Consider the following 15,176-nt stretch of genomic DNA (forward strand, 5'->3'; position numbering starts at 1 on the left):
TCTAGATCGGGGGTGACCGGCGGGATCGGCGGTGGTGGGGCGCGCTGAGTGCCGCTCATCCGGGGGTGACCCAGAACAGGGGCCGACCGCCTGCTCCCCGGCTCTCCGCGAAACATCCGCGACCATCACCGCCGCTATAGTGACGCCCCATGGGCACTCGTATCCGCAAAGCCGTCATCCCTGCCGCCGGTCTCGGCACCCGCTTCCTGCCGGCGACCAAGGCCATCCCCAAGGAGATGCTGCCGGTCGTCGACAAGCCGGCGATCCAGTACGTGGTGGAGGAAGCGGCGGACGCCGGTCTCCAGGACGTCCTCGTCATCATCGGGCGCAACAAGAACGCGCTCGCCAACCACTTCGACTCGGTCCCCGAGCTCGAGCTCAACCTCAGCAAGAAGGCCGACGACGCCAAGCTGGCCCACGTCAAGTACGCGAGCGACCTGGCCGACGTGCACTTCGTCCGCCAGGGCGAGCCGAAGGGCCTCGGCCACGCCGTCTCCCGCGCGCAGCGCCACGTGGGTGACGAGCCCTTCGCCGTCCTCCTGGGCGACGATCTCATCGACGCCCGCGACCCCCTCCTGACCCGCATGATCGACGTCGCCGAGCAGCGCGACACGACCGTCGTGGCACTGCTCGAGGTCGATCCCGACCAGATCCACCTGTACGGCTGCGCCGCGGTCGAGGCCACCGACGAGGACGACGTGGTGCGCATCACCGGTCTCGTCGAGAAGCCCTCCAAGGAGGACGCGCCCTCCAACCTCGCGATCATCGGCCGCTACGTCCTCAAGCCGGACGTGTTCGGCGTGCTCGAGGAGACCCAGCCCGGCAAGGGCGGCGAGATCCAGCTGACCGACGCTCTCGAGCGCATGGCGCAGGACCCGGCCGAGTTCGGCGGCGTCTACGGCGTCGTGTTCCGCGGACGCCGCTACGACACGGGCGACAAGCTCGACTACATCAAGGCGATCGTGCAGCTCGCGTCCGACCGTCCCGACCTGGGCGAGGACCTCAAGCCGTGGCTGAAGGACTTCGTCAGCACGCTCTGACGACGAGGTCGCGCCTCGCGCAGCACCGACGGGATCCCCTGCTCCGGCGGGGGATCCCGTGCGTGCGGGCCGGATCCGCGGGCCCGGTGAGCCTTCCGACCGCTCCGGTCCACCCCTCTCCGCCCCTCGGATCGCGCAGTACAGTCGGGACATGCCGCTGCCAGTCCCGACGCTCTCCGAGGGTCGAGTCACCATCCGCCCGATCCGGGTCCGCGACGCCCGCCCGCTCGAGCGCGAGCTGATCGCCAACCGGGCCTGGCTGCGGCAGTGGGAGGCGTCCGATCCCCGCGGCGGCGCAGCGTTCGACGTGCGTGCGAGCATCCGCTCGCTGCAGCAGAACGCCCGCGCCGGGGGAGGGGTCCCGTTCCTGATCGAGTGGGACGGCGAGCTCGCCGGGCAGTTGAACATCTCGAACATCGGCTACGGCTCGCTCTCGTCGGGATCGATCGGCTACTGGGTGGCCGAGCGGTTCGCCGGCCGCAGCATCACTCCGATCGCCGTCGCCCTCGCCACCGACCACGCGTTCCTCGATCTGGGTCTGCACCGGATGGAGATCTGCATCCGACCCGAGAACCGCCCGAGCCTGCGCGTGGTCGAGAAGCTCGGCTACCGCTACGAGGGCCTCCGGCGCCGGTTCATCCACATCAACGGCGACTGGCGCGACCACTTCTGCTTCGCCCTCGTGGCGGAGGAAGTGCCGCGCGGCGTCCTGCGCCGCTACCTCGACGGCCAGGTGCCGCACGACGTGGGCACTCCGAGCGAGGCCGACCAGCGCGCGTCGCACCGTTCGGGTCTCTCCGGACCGCCGGACGGCGCGGGGATCCCCCGGACGGGGAGCCGCCTTCTCGGCGATCCGCGCGGACACACCTACCCGTAATGACGGACGGGACACCCTCCGACTCCTAGCGTGGGTCGCATGAGTAGCGACTGGCTGGGTGGTGGCGTCGTCTGGGCGCTCGCCGCCGTTCTGTGGGTCGCCTACCTGATCCCCACGTGGATGCGCCGACGGTCGTACAACGCGACCGAGCGCAACGCGGTGAGGCTGCAGCAGACGCTGCGGATCCTCGCCGAGACCGCGGAGGTGCCCGAGCACGTGCGTGCGGAGGCGACGGCCCGCGAGGTCGCGCTGCAGCAGCGCACCCTCCGGGCCACCGAGACACGACGACGAGCCGAAGAGAAGGCACAGGCGATGGAGCTGGCACAGGCGGAGAAGGCGGCGCGCGAGGCGCTGCGACGAGCATCCGCGACCACGGAGCAGAGCACTCGCACGGAGCCGGGTGTGCTGCGTTGGCGTCAGGGTGCGGCGGCGGCGGTCCTGGTCGGAATGGTCGCCGGCCTGGTCGGGCTCGTGATGCTGCCGTTCGGCGGCACCGCGGTGGTGCCCTCGCTCGGCGCACTGCTCCTCGTCGCAGGAGTCGCGACACTGCTGGTGCTGGCTCCCGGGCGCCGTCGTGCGGCGGCTCCCGCCGCGGAGGCGTCGACGTCGGTCCCCGTCTCGCGTCGCCCCGCCGAGGTCTTCGAGGCCGAGCTCGCGCAGGACGCGCCCGCGGAGGAGGAGTCGGCCGTCGCGGAGGAGGCGGCGAGCTGGACGCCCAAGCCGCTCCCGAAGCCGCTGTACCTCTCGCGGGGCACCGTGGCCGCGAGCGCCATGGCGTCCATCGACGCCGTCGAGCGCCTGCGCGCCGCAGCAGCGGAGGCGGAGCTGGCGCAGCGCGCCGCCGCCGCCGCTCCCGAGGTCGCCCCGATCCGCACCCCCCGCGCCACCGCTCCCGCGCCGGCTCCGGAGGCCCCTCGCCCCACCTCGCGCTTCGCGTCGATGGGCGTCGTGGACGGCGTCGACGCCATCGACCTCGACCGCGCTCTGCAGCGCCGACGGGGAGCCTGACGGCTCCGCTCGTCGATTCGGAGCCCGCTTCACGGCGTGCTAGTGTGGACGAGTTGTTCGGGCCGGTGACGGCTCGAAAGGCACGGGTCCGTGGCGCAGTTGGTAGCGCGCTTCGTTCGCAATGAAGAGGTCAGGGGTTCGAATCCCCTCGGATCCACCGGTACTGCAGAAGGCCCGCTCGAGAGAGCGGGCCTTCCGTGTTCCAGGCGCTTAGCGTTCGGATTCCGTCGGTATCAGCGGAGCGACGGATCCGGGTCGTCCCAGTTCTCGACCGTCTGGAGCACCCAGAACGCGGTGAAGAGGGCGAGGGCGGCGGCCTCGACCAGCAGGAGCCACTGCTTGCCGAGCAGCGCCTCCCCGGTTCCGCTCGCGACCAGCGCGACCAGGGCGAGATCGATCCCGGCGAGAAGAGCTGCGAGCACGGCGTAGACGATCGAGTAGCCCCGCGGCGTGCCCGGGCCGAGGACGCCTTCCGACCGCACAGCGTGCGCGTGCACGGCGGCGACCGCCGCCATCAGGAGGAAGAAGACCGCGGCGGCGGCGTAGTGGGCGACGGCGGCGAACACGGGGGTCGTGGCGCACACCGCCAGCGCGGCCAGGAGGGCGGCGGCGATCGCCACCTTCACGAGGGCGCCGCGGTCGAGTGCCCGATCGAGGGCGAGGAACACCGTGGAGGCGACGAGGACCGCTCCGGCCACGACCAGGTAGGCGAGCATCCCGGCGGCGATCTCGTCGGTCGCACCCGGCGGCAGGCACCGGACGATGCCCTCCGGGCAGCCCGCGCCGGTCAGTCGCGCGAGCTCGTCGGACCGCAGCGGCACGGGGACCAGCGCGATCAGGGGCGCGGTCATGCCGCCGAGCAGCAGGAGGTACCGCCGCAGACTCCGCCCGGCGAGCACGACGAGGCCCACCGCGACCGCGAACAGGGCACCGACGAAGACGGAGCGGACGGGCGTGTAGTACGCCGCGCTGATCGAGCGGAGGGGACCGACGGCTACAAGGTGCCACAGCACTGCGACCCCGAGCAGCAGGACGGCCGCGCAGAGCGAGACGCGGACGTAGCGATGGGTGCGCAGCGACGAGAGGGTGCCGTCGGCCCGCAGCGCGTCGGTCGAGCGCACGCGCGCTACCCGGCTCGCAGGCCCGAGGAGCCGAGTGCGAAGTCGACGTCGATGCGGATCGCGACCCGGAGGGGGTTCTCGCGGGGCACGCGGTAGCGGAGCGAGTAGAGGTCGACGGCGTGCGCGACGGCGTCGGGCTCCTCCTCGATCGAGGCGGGGCCGCCGAGGCTGAGCCAGCGGATGCCGTCGACCTGGCCGACGGTGGCGGTGCCTCCGCGGCGCACGTTCAGCACCTTCTGGCTCTCGCGCGAGGTGATCACGCGCACCACGCCGTCCTCGTAGGTGAAGCCGACGGCGACGACGTGCAGGCGCCCACCGCGGCCGGGAGTGGAGAGGGTGGCCAGGTGGCGCTCGGTCACGAACTCGAGGCCGTCGGGGCTGAGGATGCTCATGCCGCGAGCGTAGCCGGGGGTGCTGACAGGGCTGCGAAGGAGCGGGTCCGCGCAACGACGGCGATGCCCGAGCCGGTCCTCCACAGGGTCGATCTCCACTCCTGCTGCACCTCGCCGCGCGCCGAATGGCATACGGAGGTGGTATTCCGACATATCCTCATTCCGCGGGAACCGATCGGCGGTTCCGCACGGAGGAGGAGCACCATGTCCCTACGCACACGACGGATCGCAGCCACGGGAGCGGTCGTCGCCGCCCTGCTCACCGGGATCGTCGCCGCACCGGCCGACGCCGCCGGCTCGGGGCAGACGCGGGTCACCCCGGCACAGGGCTGCAACGCGGGCAACTACGCCTATCGGAGCTACGCCAGCAGTGGCCGCGCGGTCGCGTTCACCTCGTTCGACGGCTACTGCTGGGGCAACAAGTCCGCGGGAGCCCGTGCCATCGCCGGCTCGGCGGTGAGCACCTGGCAGTACAACTGGGCCTCGGTCACCGTGACGATCGCGAAGCCGGCGTCGGCGACCGTCTACGGCAACCACTCCATCAACGGCGGCTACGTCCGGAACACCTGATGAGGCTCTCGGTCCCTGCGCTCGCGGGTGCGGGCGCCCTCCTGATGCTCGTGCTCGCCGGCTGCTCGGGCGCGCCCGCGAACGAGTCCGCCTCCCACGAGCCGTTGTCGTCGGCGCAGATCGAGGCACTCGCGGATCAGGAGCGCGAAGCGGGTCACGAGGAGCAGGCCGCGTTCCTCGAGGACGGTCTCGTGACGTTCGAGGAGTACGACGCGTCGTTCGTGCTCTACGCCGACTGCCTCGCCGCGAAGGGGTTCACCGTCGAGGGTCCGCAGGTCAGCCCGGTGGACGGCGTGCGGTACGAGTCGACGACGGACATCGGCACGCGGGAGCAGTCGGCCGCCCTCGCGGACATCGACGAGTGCCACGCCGCGTACTCGACGAGCGTCGCTCAGGCATACGAGCTGTCGCAGCCCCAGGTCATGGATCCTCCTCTGGCGGAGGCGACCGCGGACTGCCTGACCGAGAAGGGGCTCTCGGTCTCGGGGGAGGAGACCGCTGTCGCGGACTTCGTCGACTCGGTCGGCGAGGGCGAGGACGACGAGGTGACGGCCTGCGTCCTGGACGAGGCGGCACGCCTCTACCCCGAGATGACCTCGCTGTCGGTGGGGTACTGAGATGGCACGGGGAGTGGTGCGGGGGCCGCTGATCGGCGCCGGTCGCGCGGTCCTCCGCGCCCTCCTCGTGCTCGGGCTGCTCGTCTGGGTCGCGCTGCCCGTCGCCGGATACCTGAAGCTGAACGAATCCACTCGGGCCGCGTCGCTCGCCCCGGCGGTCGACGTCTGGGCTCCGGTGCAGGCGAGCACGGTCCCGACGCGACGGACGATCGGAGTCGTCGTCGGGCGAGCACCAGTGGTCGAGCTCTACGCCCCGGCCTGGAGCGGGCTCGTCGAAGCGACGGACGTCGGGTCCGGCACGGTCCTCCACGAGGGGGACGTCCTGGCGACCGTGGGCGGCATCGATCGGATCGCGGTGACGTCCGAGCGTCCCTTCGGCCGGGAGCTGCACCGGGACGACGAGGGTTCCGACGTGGCGTCGCTGAACGCTCTGCTGTCCCGGCGCGGGCTCGTCGCTCCCGACTCCGACGAGTTCACGGCTCGGACGCTGGCCTCCGTGCGATCGCTGGCGAAGGAGCTGGGCGTTCCGCAGTCCGGCACGGTGGAGTCGTTCGATCCCGCCTGGGTCGTCTTCCTGCCACTGCCCGACGTCCGCGTCGCCGCGTCGGCACTCCACGTCGGAGCACCCGCACCCGCGGCGGGGGAGGTGATCGTCACGAGCCGTCCGCGACTGTCGAGCGCCCTGCTCGACGCGGTGGGCACCTCCGAGGCGGGCGAGGGCGACGAGGGCACGGTGCAGACCGCCGTCACTGCAGGCGAAGGCGAGCGGCTGGAGGTGGGCGGACGTGAGCTTCCGCTCGCGCCGGACCGCCTCGGTGTCGAGGTGAGCGGCTGGGACGCCCTCGACGGGATGATCGACCCCGCACGCTCCAGGATCGACGCGGTCCTGGTCGCCGAACCCGTGCCCGGGACGTGGATCGTCCCGGGTGCCGCCGTCGGCATCGACGAGACGGGAGCATCCTGCCTCGTCCGCCGTGGCGACGACGGGCCGAGCGAGCGCATCGCGGTCACCGTGGCGTCCAGCACGCTCGGTCGCAGCACCGTCTCGGGGCCGCTCGCCGACGGCGACGAAGTGCTCGTCTCCACCGCGACGGGAGGAGCGCCGTGCTCGTGACCCTCGCCGACGTCGGCGTCGTCCTCGGCGGCCGGACGGTCCTGCGCGACGTCTCCCTGACGATCGGCGCGGGGCAGACGGTCGCCCTCGTCGGGCCCTCCGGTGCGGGCAAATCGACTCTGCTGGGCGTGGTGGCCGGCGACCTCCGCCCGTCCAGCGGTGCGGTGCGCACCGTGCCGAAGGCGGGCTCCGCGTGGATCGTCCAGTCGACACCCGTGCTCACCCGGCGCACGGCTCTCGACAACGTGGCTCTCGGTGCGCTGTCGGCGGGCGCCTCGCGTCGGGCCGCGGAAGCCGACGCGCTCGCCGCGATGGCGGCACTCGGTGTCGAGGCGTTGGCCGATCAGACGGTGCACCGGCTCTCCGGCGGGGAGCGCCAGCGAGTCGCCGTCGCCCGCGCCATGGCGGCGCGCAGCACTCTCATCCTCGCCGACGAGCCGACCGCGGCACTCGACGCGGTGTCCCGCTCCCTCGTGGTGGCCGCTCTGGCGACGGCCGCAGAGTCGGGTGCGGCCGTCGTCGTCGCCACCCACGATCTCGTCGTCGCCGACTCCTGCGACCGCGTCGTGCGGATCGACTCCGGGCTCCTGGTCGAGTCAGGGGTTGACGCAGGCGTTCCCCTCGACACGCGGCGGGCACTCGGAACCCGAGGTGCGGAGTGACCGGCAGGAGGTTCCGGCTCGGGATCGTCGTGCAGGAGGCGGTGCGCACCGTCAGGGCCCACCCTGCCCTCGGGGTCCTCGCTGTCTCCGCGGCGATCCTGTCGGGCTTCCTTGTGCCCGCGCTCACGTCGGTCGAGGTCGGGGCCCTCGAGGCCGAGGCGAGGGAGCAGGTGCTCGCCGGCTCCACGGTGCTCACGGTCTCCGCGAAGGATCGCGTGCCGCTTCCGGCCGCCCGGTGCGACGCCCTTCGCGCTGTCGCGGGTGTCGTCGCCGCGGGCGGTGTGGTCGCGAGCGAGGACCTGCCCTCCGAGGGGGGCTCGTCCGTCACGCTCGTGCGCGCGACTCCGGGCTACGCGGACGTGGTCTGGCCGGCGGACGCACTCCGGCCCGACGAGCCGACCTCCGCCGTGGCGGGAGTGCTGCTCGGCTCACGCGCCGGAGTCAGCGGCCGCAGCACGCTCTCGGGTCTCCTCGTCGACGGGCGGAGCGAGTCGATCGCGCTCGACCAGGTGGCGGGAGCCTCGCCGCGGATCCCCTTCGTCGACCGGGCGGTCGTGATCGCGGAGCCCGCAGCGGGTTCCGTCGCCGAGTGCCTGATCGAGGCAGAGAGCGGGGCGGTGGCGGGCGTCGAGGCCGTCGCCCTCTCGTGGTTCCCCGCCGAGTACGAGACGACGACGGCTCCGTTCGCGCCCGCCGCCGACTCCGCCGGTGCGCTCGACGACCGACTCGCGACAAGGCTGTCGGCGTGGGGTCCTCCGCTCGGCGCCGTCCTCTGCGTCACCGGCTTGTCGACGTCCTGGCTGGCGCGGCGCCGCGATCTGGCGCTGTACCGCAGCCTCGGCCTCTCGAGCGGGCGCCTGCTCCTGTCCCTGACCGTCGAGACGGCCGTGCTGACAGGGCTGGGGGTGCTGACCGGAGCGGCCGCCGCGACGGTCCTGCTTCCGTGGACGCCGCTCGCACTCCAGCTGGCGGGGAGCGACGTGGGAGCGCTCGTCGCGCTGGTGACCCTGATCCCGCTCGCCGGGTTGGCTCTCGCTCCACGCGGCCGGGGCCTGGACGCGCTGCGCGGCCGATGATCCTCCGCTCAGACCCGCAGGAGCAGTGCCTCGCCCTGCCCGCCGCCGCCGCAGAGCGCGGCGACGCCGAGCCCTCCGCCTCGTCGCCGCAGCGCGAGCGCGAGGTGCAGGGCCAGCCGCGCGCCGGAGGCGCCGACCGGGTGACCGAGAGCGATGGCGCCTCCGTCGATGTTCACCGCCTCCGACGCAACGCCCAGGTCGTCCGCCGACTGCAGCACCACCGAGGCGAACGCCTCGTTGATCTCGATCACGTCGAGATCGGCCACCGCCGCTCCCCGGCGCGAGAGCGCCTGCCGGATCGCCGCGGACGGCTGGGAGTGCAGCGAGTTGTCGGGGCCGGCGACCTGCCCGTGCTCGGCGATCTCGGCGATCCAGGTCAGCCCTCTCGAGCGCGCCCAGCCCCGGCTCGCGACGACGAGCGCCGCGGCTCCGTCGCTGAGGGGGGAGGAGCTGCCGGCGGTGATCGTCCCCTCCGGAGAGAAGGCGGGTCGGAGGCCGGCGAGGATCTCCTCGCTCGTCTCCGGTCGGATCCCGTCGTCCTCCGAGACGACGACGTCCTCGCCCCGCCGCTGCGGCACGGCCACCGGCACGATCTCCTCCGCGAGGACCCCCGCCGCCCGGGCGGCCGAGGCCCGTCGGTGCGAGAGGGCGGCGTAGGCGTCCTGGCGATCCCGCCGGATGCCGCGCTCGGCGTTCCCGTCGTCGGTCACCCGGCCCATGATCCGCTGGTCGAACGGGTCGAGCAGCCCGTCGTGCAGAAGCGCGTCCTCGAGCGGCTGCGCACCGACCCCGACGCCGTCGCGGGCGCCGAGGAGCAGGTGCGGGGTACGCGTCATGGACTCCTGCCCACCGGCGACGACGACGGCCGCCTCGCCGGTCCGGATGAGCCGGGCCGCATCGATCACCGCGGTGAGACCCGAGAGGCAGAGCTTGTTGATCGTCACGGCGGGCACGTGCCAGCCCAGGCCTGCGAGGATCGCCGTCTGGCGCGCCGGCCCCTGCCCGGCCCCGGCCTGGATCACCTGGCCGAGGATCACCGCGTCGACGTCGGGCGCGTCCGCGCCCGAGCGCTCGAGGGCCGCGCGGACCGCGTGAGCACCGAGCTCCGTCGCGGACAGGGTGGCGAACGCACCGCCGAAGCGGGCGAAGGGGGTGCGCGCACCCCCGAGGATCACGGGGACGAGGTCGTCTGCGGCCACGGCGGGCTCCTTCTCGACGGTGAGAGCGGACGGTGCCGGTCAGGGCACCAGGAGGATCTTCCCGCGGACGTGCCCGTCCTCGCTCGCCCGGTGCGCCTCGACGACGTCCTCGAGGGCGAAGCGCGGCCCGAGCTCGACCGTGAAGCGGCCCTCGGCGAGCAGCCGGAGGGCGTGCGGGATCGCCTCGCGGCGGAGGGTCAGCTCCTCCGGGGTCAGCGGCACGGGGTTGCCGCCCGACCAGGCGCGGATGCCGAGCTCCGCGGCGCGCGCCCCCACGACGACGGTGCCCACGTGCTGCGGATCCTCGACCAGGGCGAGCGAGGCGGCGACGGCTTCGTCGGTGCCTGCGGCGTCGAGCACCCGGTCGACGCCGTCGGGAGCCGCTTCGCGCAACCGGGCCAGCAGGCCCGAGCCGTAAGCCACCGGCTCCGCCCCGAGCGCACGCAGCACCCCGTGGTTCGCCGGGCTCGCGGTCGCGATCACGCGGGCGCCCCGCTCCCGGGCGAATTGCACGGCGGCCTGCCCGACCGCCCCCGCGCCCGCATGCACGAGGAAGGTCGAGCCCTCGGCGACGCCGAGCGAGACGACGGCCTGGTAGGCGGTGCCGATCGGGATGCCGAGCGCGGCCGCCTGCTCGAACGAGACGGTCGGGGGCTTCGCATCGAGGTTCTCGGGACGGACCACGACAGAGGTGCCGTACGTGCCGGAGGCGCCCTGCACGACGACCTCGTCGCCGACGCGCCGGCCGTCGACTCCGGCGCCGATCGCGGTCACGACGCCGGCCCCGTCCGAGCCGAGCCGACGCGGTTCCGTGAGAGGGGGGCTCGGCCGCACCCCCGAGCGGATCTTCCACTCGATCGGATTCACGCCCGCAGCCCGGATCGCGACCACGAGGCCGCCCTCGGGAGCCTCGGGCTCGGGCACGTCGACGACCTCGAGCACTTCGGGCCCGCCGATCCGGCGGTACTGCACGATCCTCGCCACGTCGTCCTCCTCCGGGGTCCGTCAGCCCAGCAGCCGGTCGCGCACCTCGCGGCGCAGCACCTTGCCGATCAGCGAGGTCGGCAGCTCGTCGACCGGGACGACGCGCTTGGGCACCTTGTAGGCGGTGAGGTGCACGCGGCAGAAGTCGCGCAGCGCCTCGGGGTCCACGGCCGCGCCCGCCCGCAGCACGACGGCGGCCGCGACGCTCTCGCCGCCTTCCGGGCGGGGCAGCCCGACCACGGCCGCGCGCGACACGTCGGGGTGCGACTCGAGGACGCCCTCGACCTCGGACGGCGACACGTTGAACCCGCCCGTGATGATCAGCTCCTTGGCGCGGTCGACGATCGTCACGAAGCCGTCCGCCGACACCGTCGCGATGTCGCCCGTGCGGAGCCAGCCGTCGGCCAGCAGCGTCTCGCCGGTCTCGCCGGGGCGCCTCCAGTAGCCCTGGAACACCTGGGGCCCGCGCAGCAGCAGCTCACCCGATTCGCCGGGTCCGCGGTCGACGGAGGGGTCGGCCGGGTCGACGAGGCGGATCTCGGTGCTCGGGAACGGCACGCCCACGGTGCCCGGCCGCCGAGTCGGCCCCACCGGGTTGCCGATCGCGACGGGCGAGCTCTCGGTCATGCCGTAGCCCTCGACGAGGAGCCCGCGGCTCGCTCGCTCCCAGCGATCGACGGTCGCGACGGGGAGCCCCATCGCTCCGGAGATGGCGAAGCGGATGCCGCGCAGGTCGAGCTCGCCGCGCTCGGACGCCCGGGCCAGTGCGTCGTACACGGGAGGCACTGCAGGCAGGAACGTGGGCGGCGACGACTTCGCGGCCGCCTTCACGAGTCCCACGTCGAACGTCGGGAACAGCACGACCTTCGCCCCGATGCTGATCGCGAAGGTCAGGCAGAGCGTGAGTCCGTAGGCGTGGAAGAGGGGGAGGACCGCGTAGAACGTCTCGTCGCCCTCGCGGAGCCCCGGCACCCACGCCTGACCCTGCATCGCGTTCGCGCGCAGATTCGCGTGCGAGAGGATCGCGCCCTTCGGCGTGCCGGTGGTACCGCTCGTGTACTGCAGCAGTGCGGTGTCGCCGAGGGAGGGACGGGGGTGCGAGCGCGAGAGCCGGCGGCCGCCGAGCAGGCGGGAGAACGGGAGGACCGAGCGGGAGCGGGGCCGCCCCGTCAGCTTCGCGCGAGCCGCGCGGACCTTCGGCAGCGGCAGGCGCAGCGCCAGGCGCTTCGCCAGCGGGAACGACTCCGTCAGGTCGACCGCGACGACGCGCTCGACGCCGACATCGGCGGGCATCGCCGCGACCGTGTCGGCGACCTTGTCCCAGACCACCGCGATGCGCGCGCCGTGGTCCTCGAACTGCCGACGCAGCTCCCGCGGCGTGTAGAGCGGGTTGTGCTCGACCACGATCGCGCCCAGCCGCAGAACCGCGTAGAACGCGATCACATGCTCGGGGCAGTTGGGCAGCACGAGCGCGACGCGGTCGCCGGGGCGGACGCCCAGCCGGCGCAGCCCCTCCGCGGCCCGGGACACCTTCTCGCCGAGCTCGGCGTAGGTGGTGCCGGCGCCGAAGAACTCGAGGGCCGTGCCGCGGCGGTAGCGGGCGACCGAGTCCTCGAGGAGGTCGACGAGGGTCTGGGTGGGCGGATCGATCTCGCTCGGCACGCCCTCCGCGTAGGAGGTCAGCCACGGCTTCGTCGCCAGGTACGGGGTTCCGGGAGTCACGGAGCCACTATCGGGCATCAGCCTCCGGGGTTGCTCCGAGCCCGGGGCGAGGGGGTGACGGCGGAGGCGGGCCTCCGCGCAGACTGGAGCGATGAGCGCAGCCATCGACCTCCTCCGCGACGCCTTCGACCGGGTGCACCAGAACGTGCACGCGGTCCTCGACGACATCACTCCCGAGCAGCTCGGCTTCCGCGCCGATGCGCAGGCCAACTCGCCCGCCTGGCTGATCTGGCACCTGACGCGCGTGCAGGACGACCACCTCGCCCCGCTCGCGGGTCACGAGCAGGTCTGGACCGCCGAGGACTTCCACGGTCGCTCCGCTCTGCCCTTCGAGCCGGGTGCGAGCGGCTACGGGCAGGAGCCGTCCGAGGTGGCGGCGCTCGCCGCGGTTCCCACGCACCTGCTCGCCGAGTACCACGACGCCGTGCACACGATGACGCTCGCCTACCTCGACACGCTCTCGGACGAGGACCTCGCCGAAGTCGTCGACCGCCAGTGGGACCCGCCGGTGACCCTCGGCGTGCGCCTGGTCTCGGTCGTCGACGACGACGCCCAGCACGTGGGCCAGGCCGCCTTCGCGAAGGGCCTCGCCGAGCGCGCCTGAGTCCCGTCCGACGTCGGCCGCACTCGCGATGCCGCTACCCTGGAGCCGGCACCGCCGCCCAGCGGCGGAGTCCGCGGAGCGAGGACCGCGCCACCGAGAGGACCACCACGTGACGTCGCCCGACACCACCACCGCCCCCGCCCCCCTGACGCGCAAGGGGCGCGACGTGCCCGCCGAGATCGCCCGCTCGTGGCTCCTCGTCAACGCCACGCGCACCGAGACCTTCGACGCCGCGCACGCGTCGCGCGCCGACCAGATCGTCCTCGACATCGAGGACGCGGTCGACCCGAAGGCGAAGCCCGCCGCTCGCGCCGATGTCGTCGAGTGGCTGAAGGGCGACAAGAAGGCCTGGGTCCGCATCAACGACCACTCCACTCCGTTCTGGTCGGACGACGTCGATGCGCTGAAGGGCCTGCCCGGCCTCGCCGGCGTCATGCTCGCCAAGACGGAGGCGGCGGAGCACGTCACCGAGACCTTCGACCGCCTCGGCGGCTCGACCCCGGTGCTCGCCCTCGTCGAATCGGCCCTCGGGATCGAGGAGGCGGTCTCCATCGCCCGCGCCCGCGGCTGCTTCCGGCTCGCGTTCGGCAGCGGCGACTACCGCCGCGACACCGGCACCAGCGCCGACGACCTGGCCATGGCCTACCCGCGCTCGCGCCTCGTCGTTGCCTCGCGCATCGGGGATCTGCCCGGCCCCATCGACGGTCCGACCGTCTCGAACAGCCACCCCGTGCTCCGCGAGCAGTCGGCTCTGACCGTGTCGCTCGGGCTCACCGGCAAGCTCTGCCTCGACACCGAGCAGCTCGCGGTCATCAACGAGGTCATCAGCCCCACCCCGTCCGACGTGGCGTGGGCGCGCGACTTCCTCGACGACTTCGAGGCGCGCGGTCGCGTGATCCGCGACGGCAGCGACCTGCCGCGCCTGGGCCGGGCCAAGAAGATCGACAAGCTCGCGACGGCGTTCGGAGTGAATCCGCTCTGATCCGCGGTCCGCGGCACGAGGACGAGGAGGCGCCCATGGGCGCAGTCAGCACCTTCCTGTGGTTCGACGACGCAGCGGGGGAGGCGGCGGCGTTCTACACGTCGCTCGTCCCGAACTCGCGGATCCTCGACAGCCGCGTGCTGCCCGAGGGGTCGCCGTCACCGGGAGCGCTGCTCTCGGTGGTGTTCGAGCTCGACGGGCAGCGGTTCCAGGCGATCAACGCGGGCCCGCGCTTCCCCTTCACCGAGGCGGTCTCGATCGTGGTGACCGTGGAGTCGCAGGCCGAGCTCGACCGGCTCTGGGACGCTCTCGCGGCCGACGGCGGTCAGGAGAGCCGGTGCGGGTGGCTCCGGGACCGATGGGGGCTGTCATGGCAGATCGTCCCGTCCGTCCTCGGCGATCTCCTCGGCGGAGCCGACGCCGAGGGCGCCTCCCGCGCCATGCAGGCGATGCTCGCGATGGACCGGCTCGACATACGCGCGCTCGAAGAGGCCTATGCCGGCGCGTAGGTCCGGGACGGCGCGCCGCTCCGTCTCCCTCCGGCGGGCCTACCTCCGCGACTACCGCTACGCCTACGGGTCGCGCTTCGCGCATCTGCGCGACGGCTGGGACGTCTCGCACTACTCCGACGGCGATCGCGCGCCGGTGCTGCTGATCCCGGGCGTCTACGAGACGTGGCAGTTCCTCCGACCCGTCGCGGACCGGCTGAACGGCGCCGGCCATCCGATCCACGTGCTGCCGGCGCTCGGCCACAACACGCGTCCGATCGTCGCCTCGGCGGCCCTCGGGCAGCAGTACCTCCGCGAGCACGACCTGCGCGACGTGGTCGTCGTCGCGCACAGCAAGGGCGGGCTGATCGGCAAGCACATGATGGTTGTCGACGACCTCCAGGAGCGGCGCATCGACCGCATGATCGCGGTCTCGACGCCCTTCTCCGGCTCGCCGCTCGCACGGATCGCACCCGCCCGCGCCCTGCGCGAGTTCGATCCGCACCGCCCGGTCATCCGGACCCTGCTCGCCGAGCGGGACGCCGATGCGCGCATCACGTCGATCTACGGCATGCGCGACCAGTACATCCCCGGCGGCAGCCGCCTGACCGGCGCGCGCGAGAACATCGCGGTGTCGGTCGTCGGGCACTTCGCGCTGCTGTCGCACCTGAAGGTGCTCGACCTCATCGCGTCGAGGGTCGATCCGGAGTGACGGGGCCG

General features: G+C 73.1%; 17 protein-coding genes and 1 tRNA gene. 13 read left to right on the forward strand and 5 right to left on the reverse strand.

Annotation, left to right across the window (positions count from 1 at the left end):
- The first annotated feature begins 149 nt into the window (after positions 1-149).
- The 4 genes from galU (at position 150) to ASF48_RS06025 (ending at position 3,082) form a co-directional block, all read left to right on the forward strand.
- Positions 150-1,040 carry a UTP--glucose-1-phosphate uridylyltransferase GalU gene (gene galU / locus ASF48_RS06010; protein WP_055787900.1) on the forward strand — a complete coding sequence of 297 codons (891 nt, stop codon included), beginning with the start codon at positions 150-152 and terminating at the stop codon, positions 1,038-1,040.
- A 151-nt stretch (positions 1,041-1,191) separates the two neighbouring features.
- Positions 1,192-1,917 (forward strand): GNAT family N-acetyltransferase, encoded by a 726-nt coding sequence (locus ASF48_RS06015; RefSeq protein ID WP_082481011.1) that lies wholly within the window; start codon positions 1,192-1,194, stop codon positions 1,915-1,917.
- Between the two features lie 39 nt (positions 1,918-1,956).
- On the forward strand, positions 1,957-2,925 hold the full coding sequence (locus tag ASF48_RS06020) for a hypothetical protein (RefSeq protein ID WP_055787903.1): 969 nt from the start codon (positions 1,957-1,959) through the stop codon (positions 2,923-2,925).
- 84 nt (positions 2,926-3,009) lie between these two features.
- A tRNA-Ala gene (locus ASF48_RS06025) sits at positions 3,010-3,082 on the forward strand.
- A 76-nt stretch (positions 3,083-3,158) separates the two neighbouring features.
- On the opposite strand, the gene ASF48_RS06030 is transcribed toward ASF48_RS06025, so the two are convergent.
- Positions 3,159-4,046, reverse strand: a complete 888-nt coding sequence (locus ASF48_RS06030) for a hypothetical protein (RefSeq protein ID WP_055787906.1) — start codon at positions 4,044-4,046, stop codon at positions 3,159-3,161.
- 5 nt (positions 4,047-4,051) lie between these two features.
- Positions 4,052-4,438, reverse strand: a complete 387-nt coding sequence (locus ASF48_RS06035) for a pyridoxamine 5'-phosphate oxidase family protein (protein ID WP_055787909.1) — start codon at positions 4,436-4,438, stop codon at positions 4,052-4,054.
- Positions 4,439-4,642: 204 nt separating this feature from the next.
- Between ASF48_RS06035 and ASF48_RS06040 the strand changes: the two genes are divergently transcribed.
- Genes ASF48_RS06040 through ASF48_RS06060 form a run of 5 tightly spaced genes read left to right on the forward strand, consistent with a single transcriptional unit; the run spans position 4,643 to position 8,477 of the window.
- Entirely contained in the window at positions 4,643-5,008 is a 366-nt protein-coding gene (locus tag ASF48_RS06040) for a hypothetical protein (protein ID WP_055787911.1), read from the forward strand.
- Positions 5,008-5,625 carry a hypothetical protein gene (locus tag ASF48_RS06045; protein ID WP_055787916.1) on the forward strand — a complete coding sequence of 206 codons (618 nt, stop codon included), beginning with the start codon at positions 5,008-5,010 and terminating at the stop codon, positions 5,623-5,625. Before ASF48_RS06040 ends, ASF48_RS06045 begins: the two co-directional genes overlap by 1 nt.
- Before the next feature lies 1 nt (position 5,626).
- Positions 5,627-6,739: a hypothetical protein gene (locus ASF48_RS19630; protein WP_055787918.1), complete on the forward strand. Its 1,113-nt coding sequence runs from the start codon at positions 5,627-5,629 to the stop codon at positions 6,737-6,739.
- Positions 6,736-7,401 carry an ATP-binding cassette domain-containing protein gene (locus ASF48_RS06055; RefSeq protein WP_235577185.1) on the forward strand — a complete coding sequence of 222 codons (666 nt, stop codon included), beginning with the start codon at positions 6,736-6,738 and terminating at the stop codon, positions 7,399-7,401. Before ASF48_RS19630 ends, ASF48_RS06055 begins: the two co-directional genes overlap by 4 nt.
- Positions 7,398-8,477: an FtsX-like permease family protein gene (locus ASF48_RS06060; RefSeq protein ID WP_055787924.1), complete on the forward strand. Its 1,080-nt coding sequence runs from the start codon at positions 7,398-7,400 to the stop codon at positions 8,475-8,477. Before ASF48_RS06055 ends, ASF48_RS06060 begins: the two co-directional genes overlap by 4 nt.
- Before the next feature lie 8 nt (positions 8,478-8,485).
- Here ASF48_RS06060 and ASF48_RS06065 read toward each other — a convergent pair whose 3' ends face one another.
- Genes ASF48_RS06065 through ASF48_RS06075 form a run of 3 tightly spaced genes read right to left on the reverse strand, consistent with a single transcriptional unit; the run spans position 8,486 to position 12,400 of the window.
- Positions 8,486-9,676, reverse strand: coding sequence for an acetyl-CoA C-acyltransferase (locus tag ASF48_RS06065; RefSeq protein ID WP_055787926.1), 1,191 nt, complete (start codon positions 9,674-9,676; stop codon positions 8,486-8,488).
- A gap of 39 nt (positions 9,677-9,715) precedes the next feature.
- The gene (locus tag ASF48_RS06070) at positions 9,716-10,660 is read right to left on the reverse strand and encodes an NADP-dependent oxidoreductase (protein WP_055787929.1); all 945 of its coding nucleotides are present in this window, start codon (positions 10,658-10,660) and stop codon (positions 9,716-9,718) included.
- 21 nt (positions 10,661-10,681) lie between these two features.
- On the reverse strand, positions 10,682-12,400 hold the full coding sequence (locus ASF48_RS06075; protein ID WP_055787932.1) for a long-chain-fatty-acid--CoA ligase: 1,719 nt from the start codon (positions 12,398-12,400) through the stop codon (positions 10,682-10,684).
- A gap of 73 nt (positions 12,401-12,473) precedes the next feature.
- Here ASF48_RS06075 and ASF48_RS06080 point away from each other — a divergent pair, with 73 nt between their 5' ends.
- The 4 genes from ASF48_RS06080 (at position 12,474) to ASF48_RS06095 (ending at position 15,168) form a co-directional block, all read left to right on the forward strand.
- Positions 12,474-12,986: a mycothiol transferase gene (locus ASF48_RS06080; protein WP_055787937.1), complete on the forward strand. Its 513-nt coding sequence runs from the start codon at positions 12,474-12,476 to the stop codon at positions 12,984-12,986.
- Between the two features lie 109 nt (positions 12,987-13,095).
- Complete coding sequence (locus ASF48_RS06085; RefSeq protein ID WP_230671596.1) at positions 13,096-13,968, forward strand: HpcH/HpaI aldolase/citrate lyase family protein; 873 nt, start codon at positions 13,096-13,098, stop codon at positions 13,966-13,968.
- Positions 13,969-14,003: 35 nt separating this feature from the next.
- On the forward strand, positions 14,004-14,477 hold the full coding sequence (locus ASF48_RS06090; protein WP_055787939.1) for a VOC family protein: 474 nt from the start codon (positions 14,004-14,006) through the stop codon (positions 14,475-14,477).
- Positions 14,464-15,168, forward strand: coding sequence for an esterase/lipase family protein (locus ASF48_RS06095; RefSeq protein WP_055787942.1), 705 nt, complete (start codon positions 14,464-14,466; stop codon positions 15,166-15,168). The genes ASF48_RS06090 and ASF48_RS06095 overlap by 14 nt, the downstream gene beginning before the upstream one ends.
- The last annotated feature ends 8 nt before the right edge of the window (positions 15,169-15,176 follow it).

Origin of the sequence: Rathayibacter sp. Leaf299, from assembly GCF_001423055.1 — a bacterium.
GTDB lineage: Bacteria > Actinomycetota > Actinomycetes > Actinomycetales > Microbacteriaceae > Rathayibacter > Rathayibacter caricis.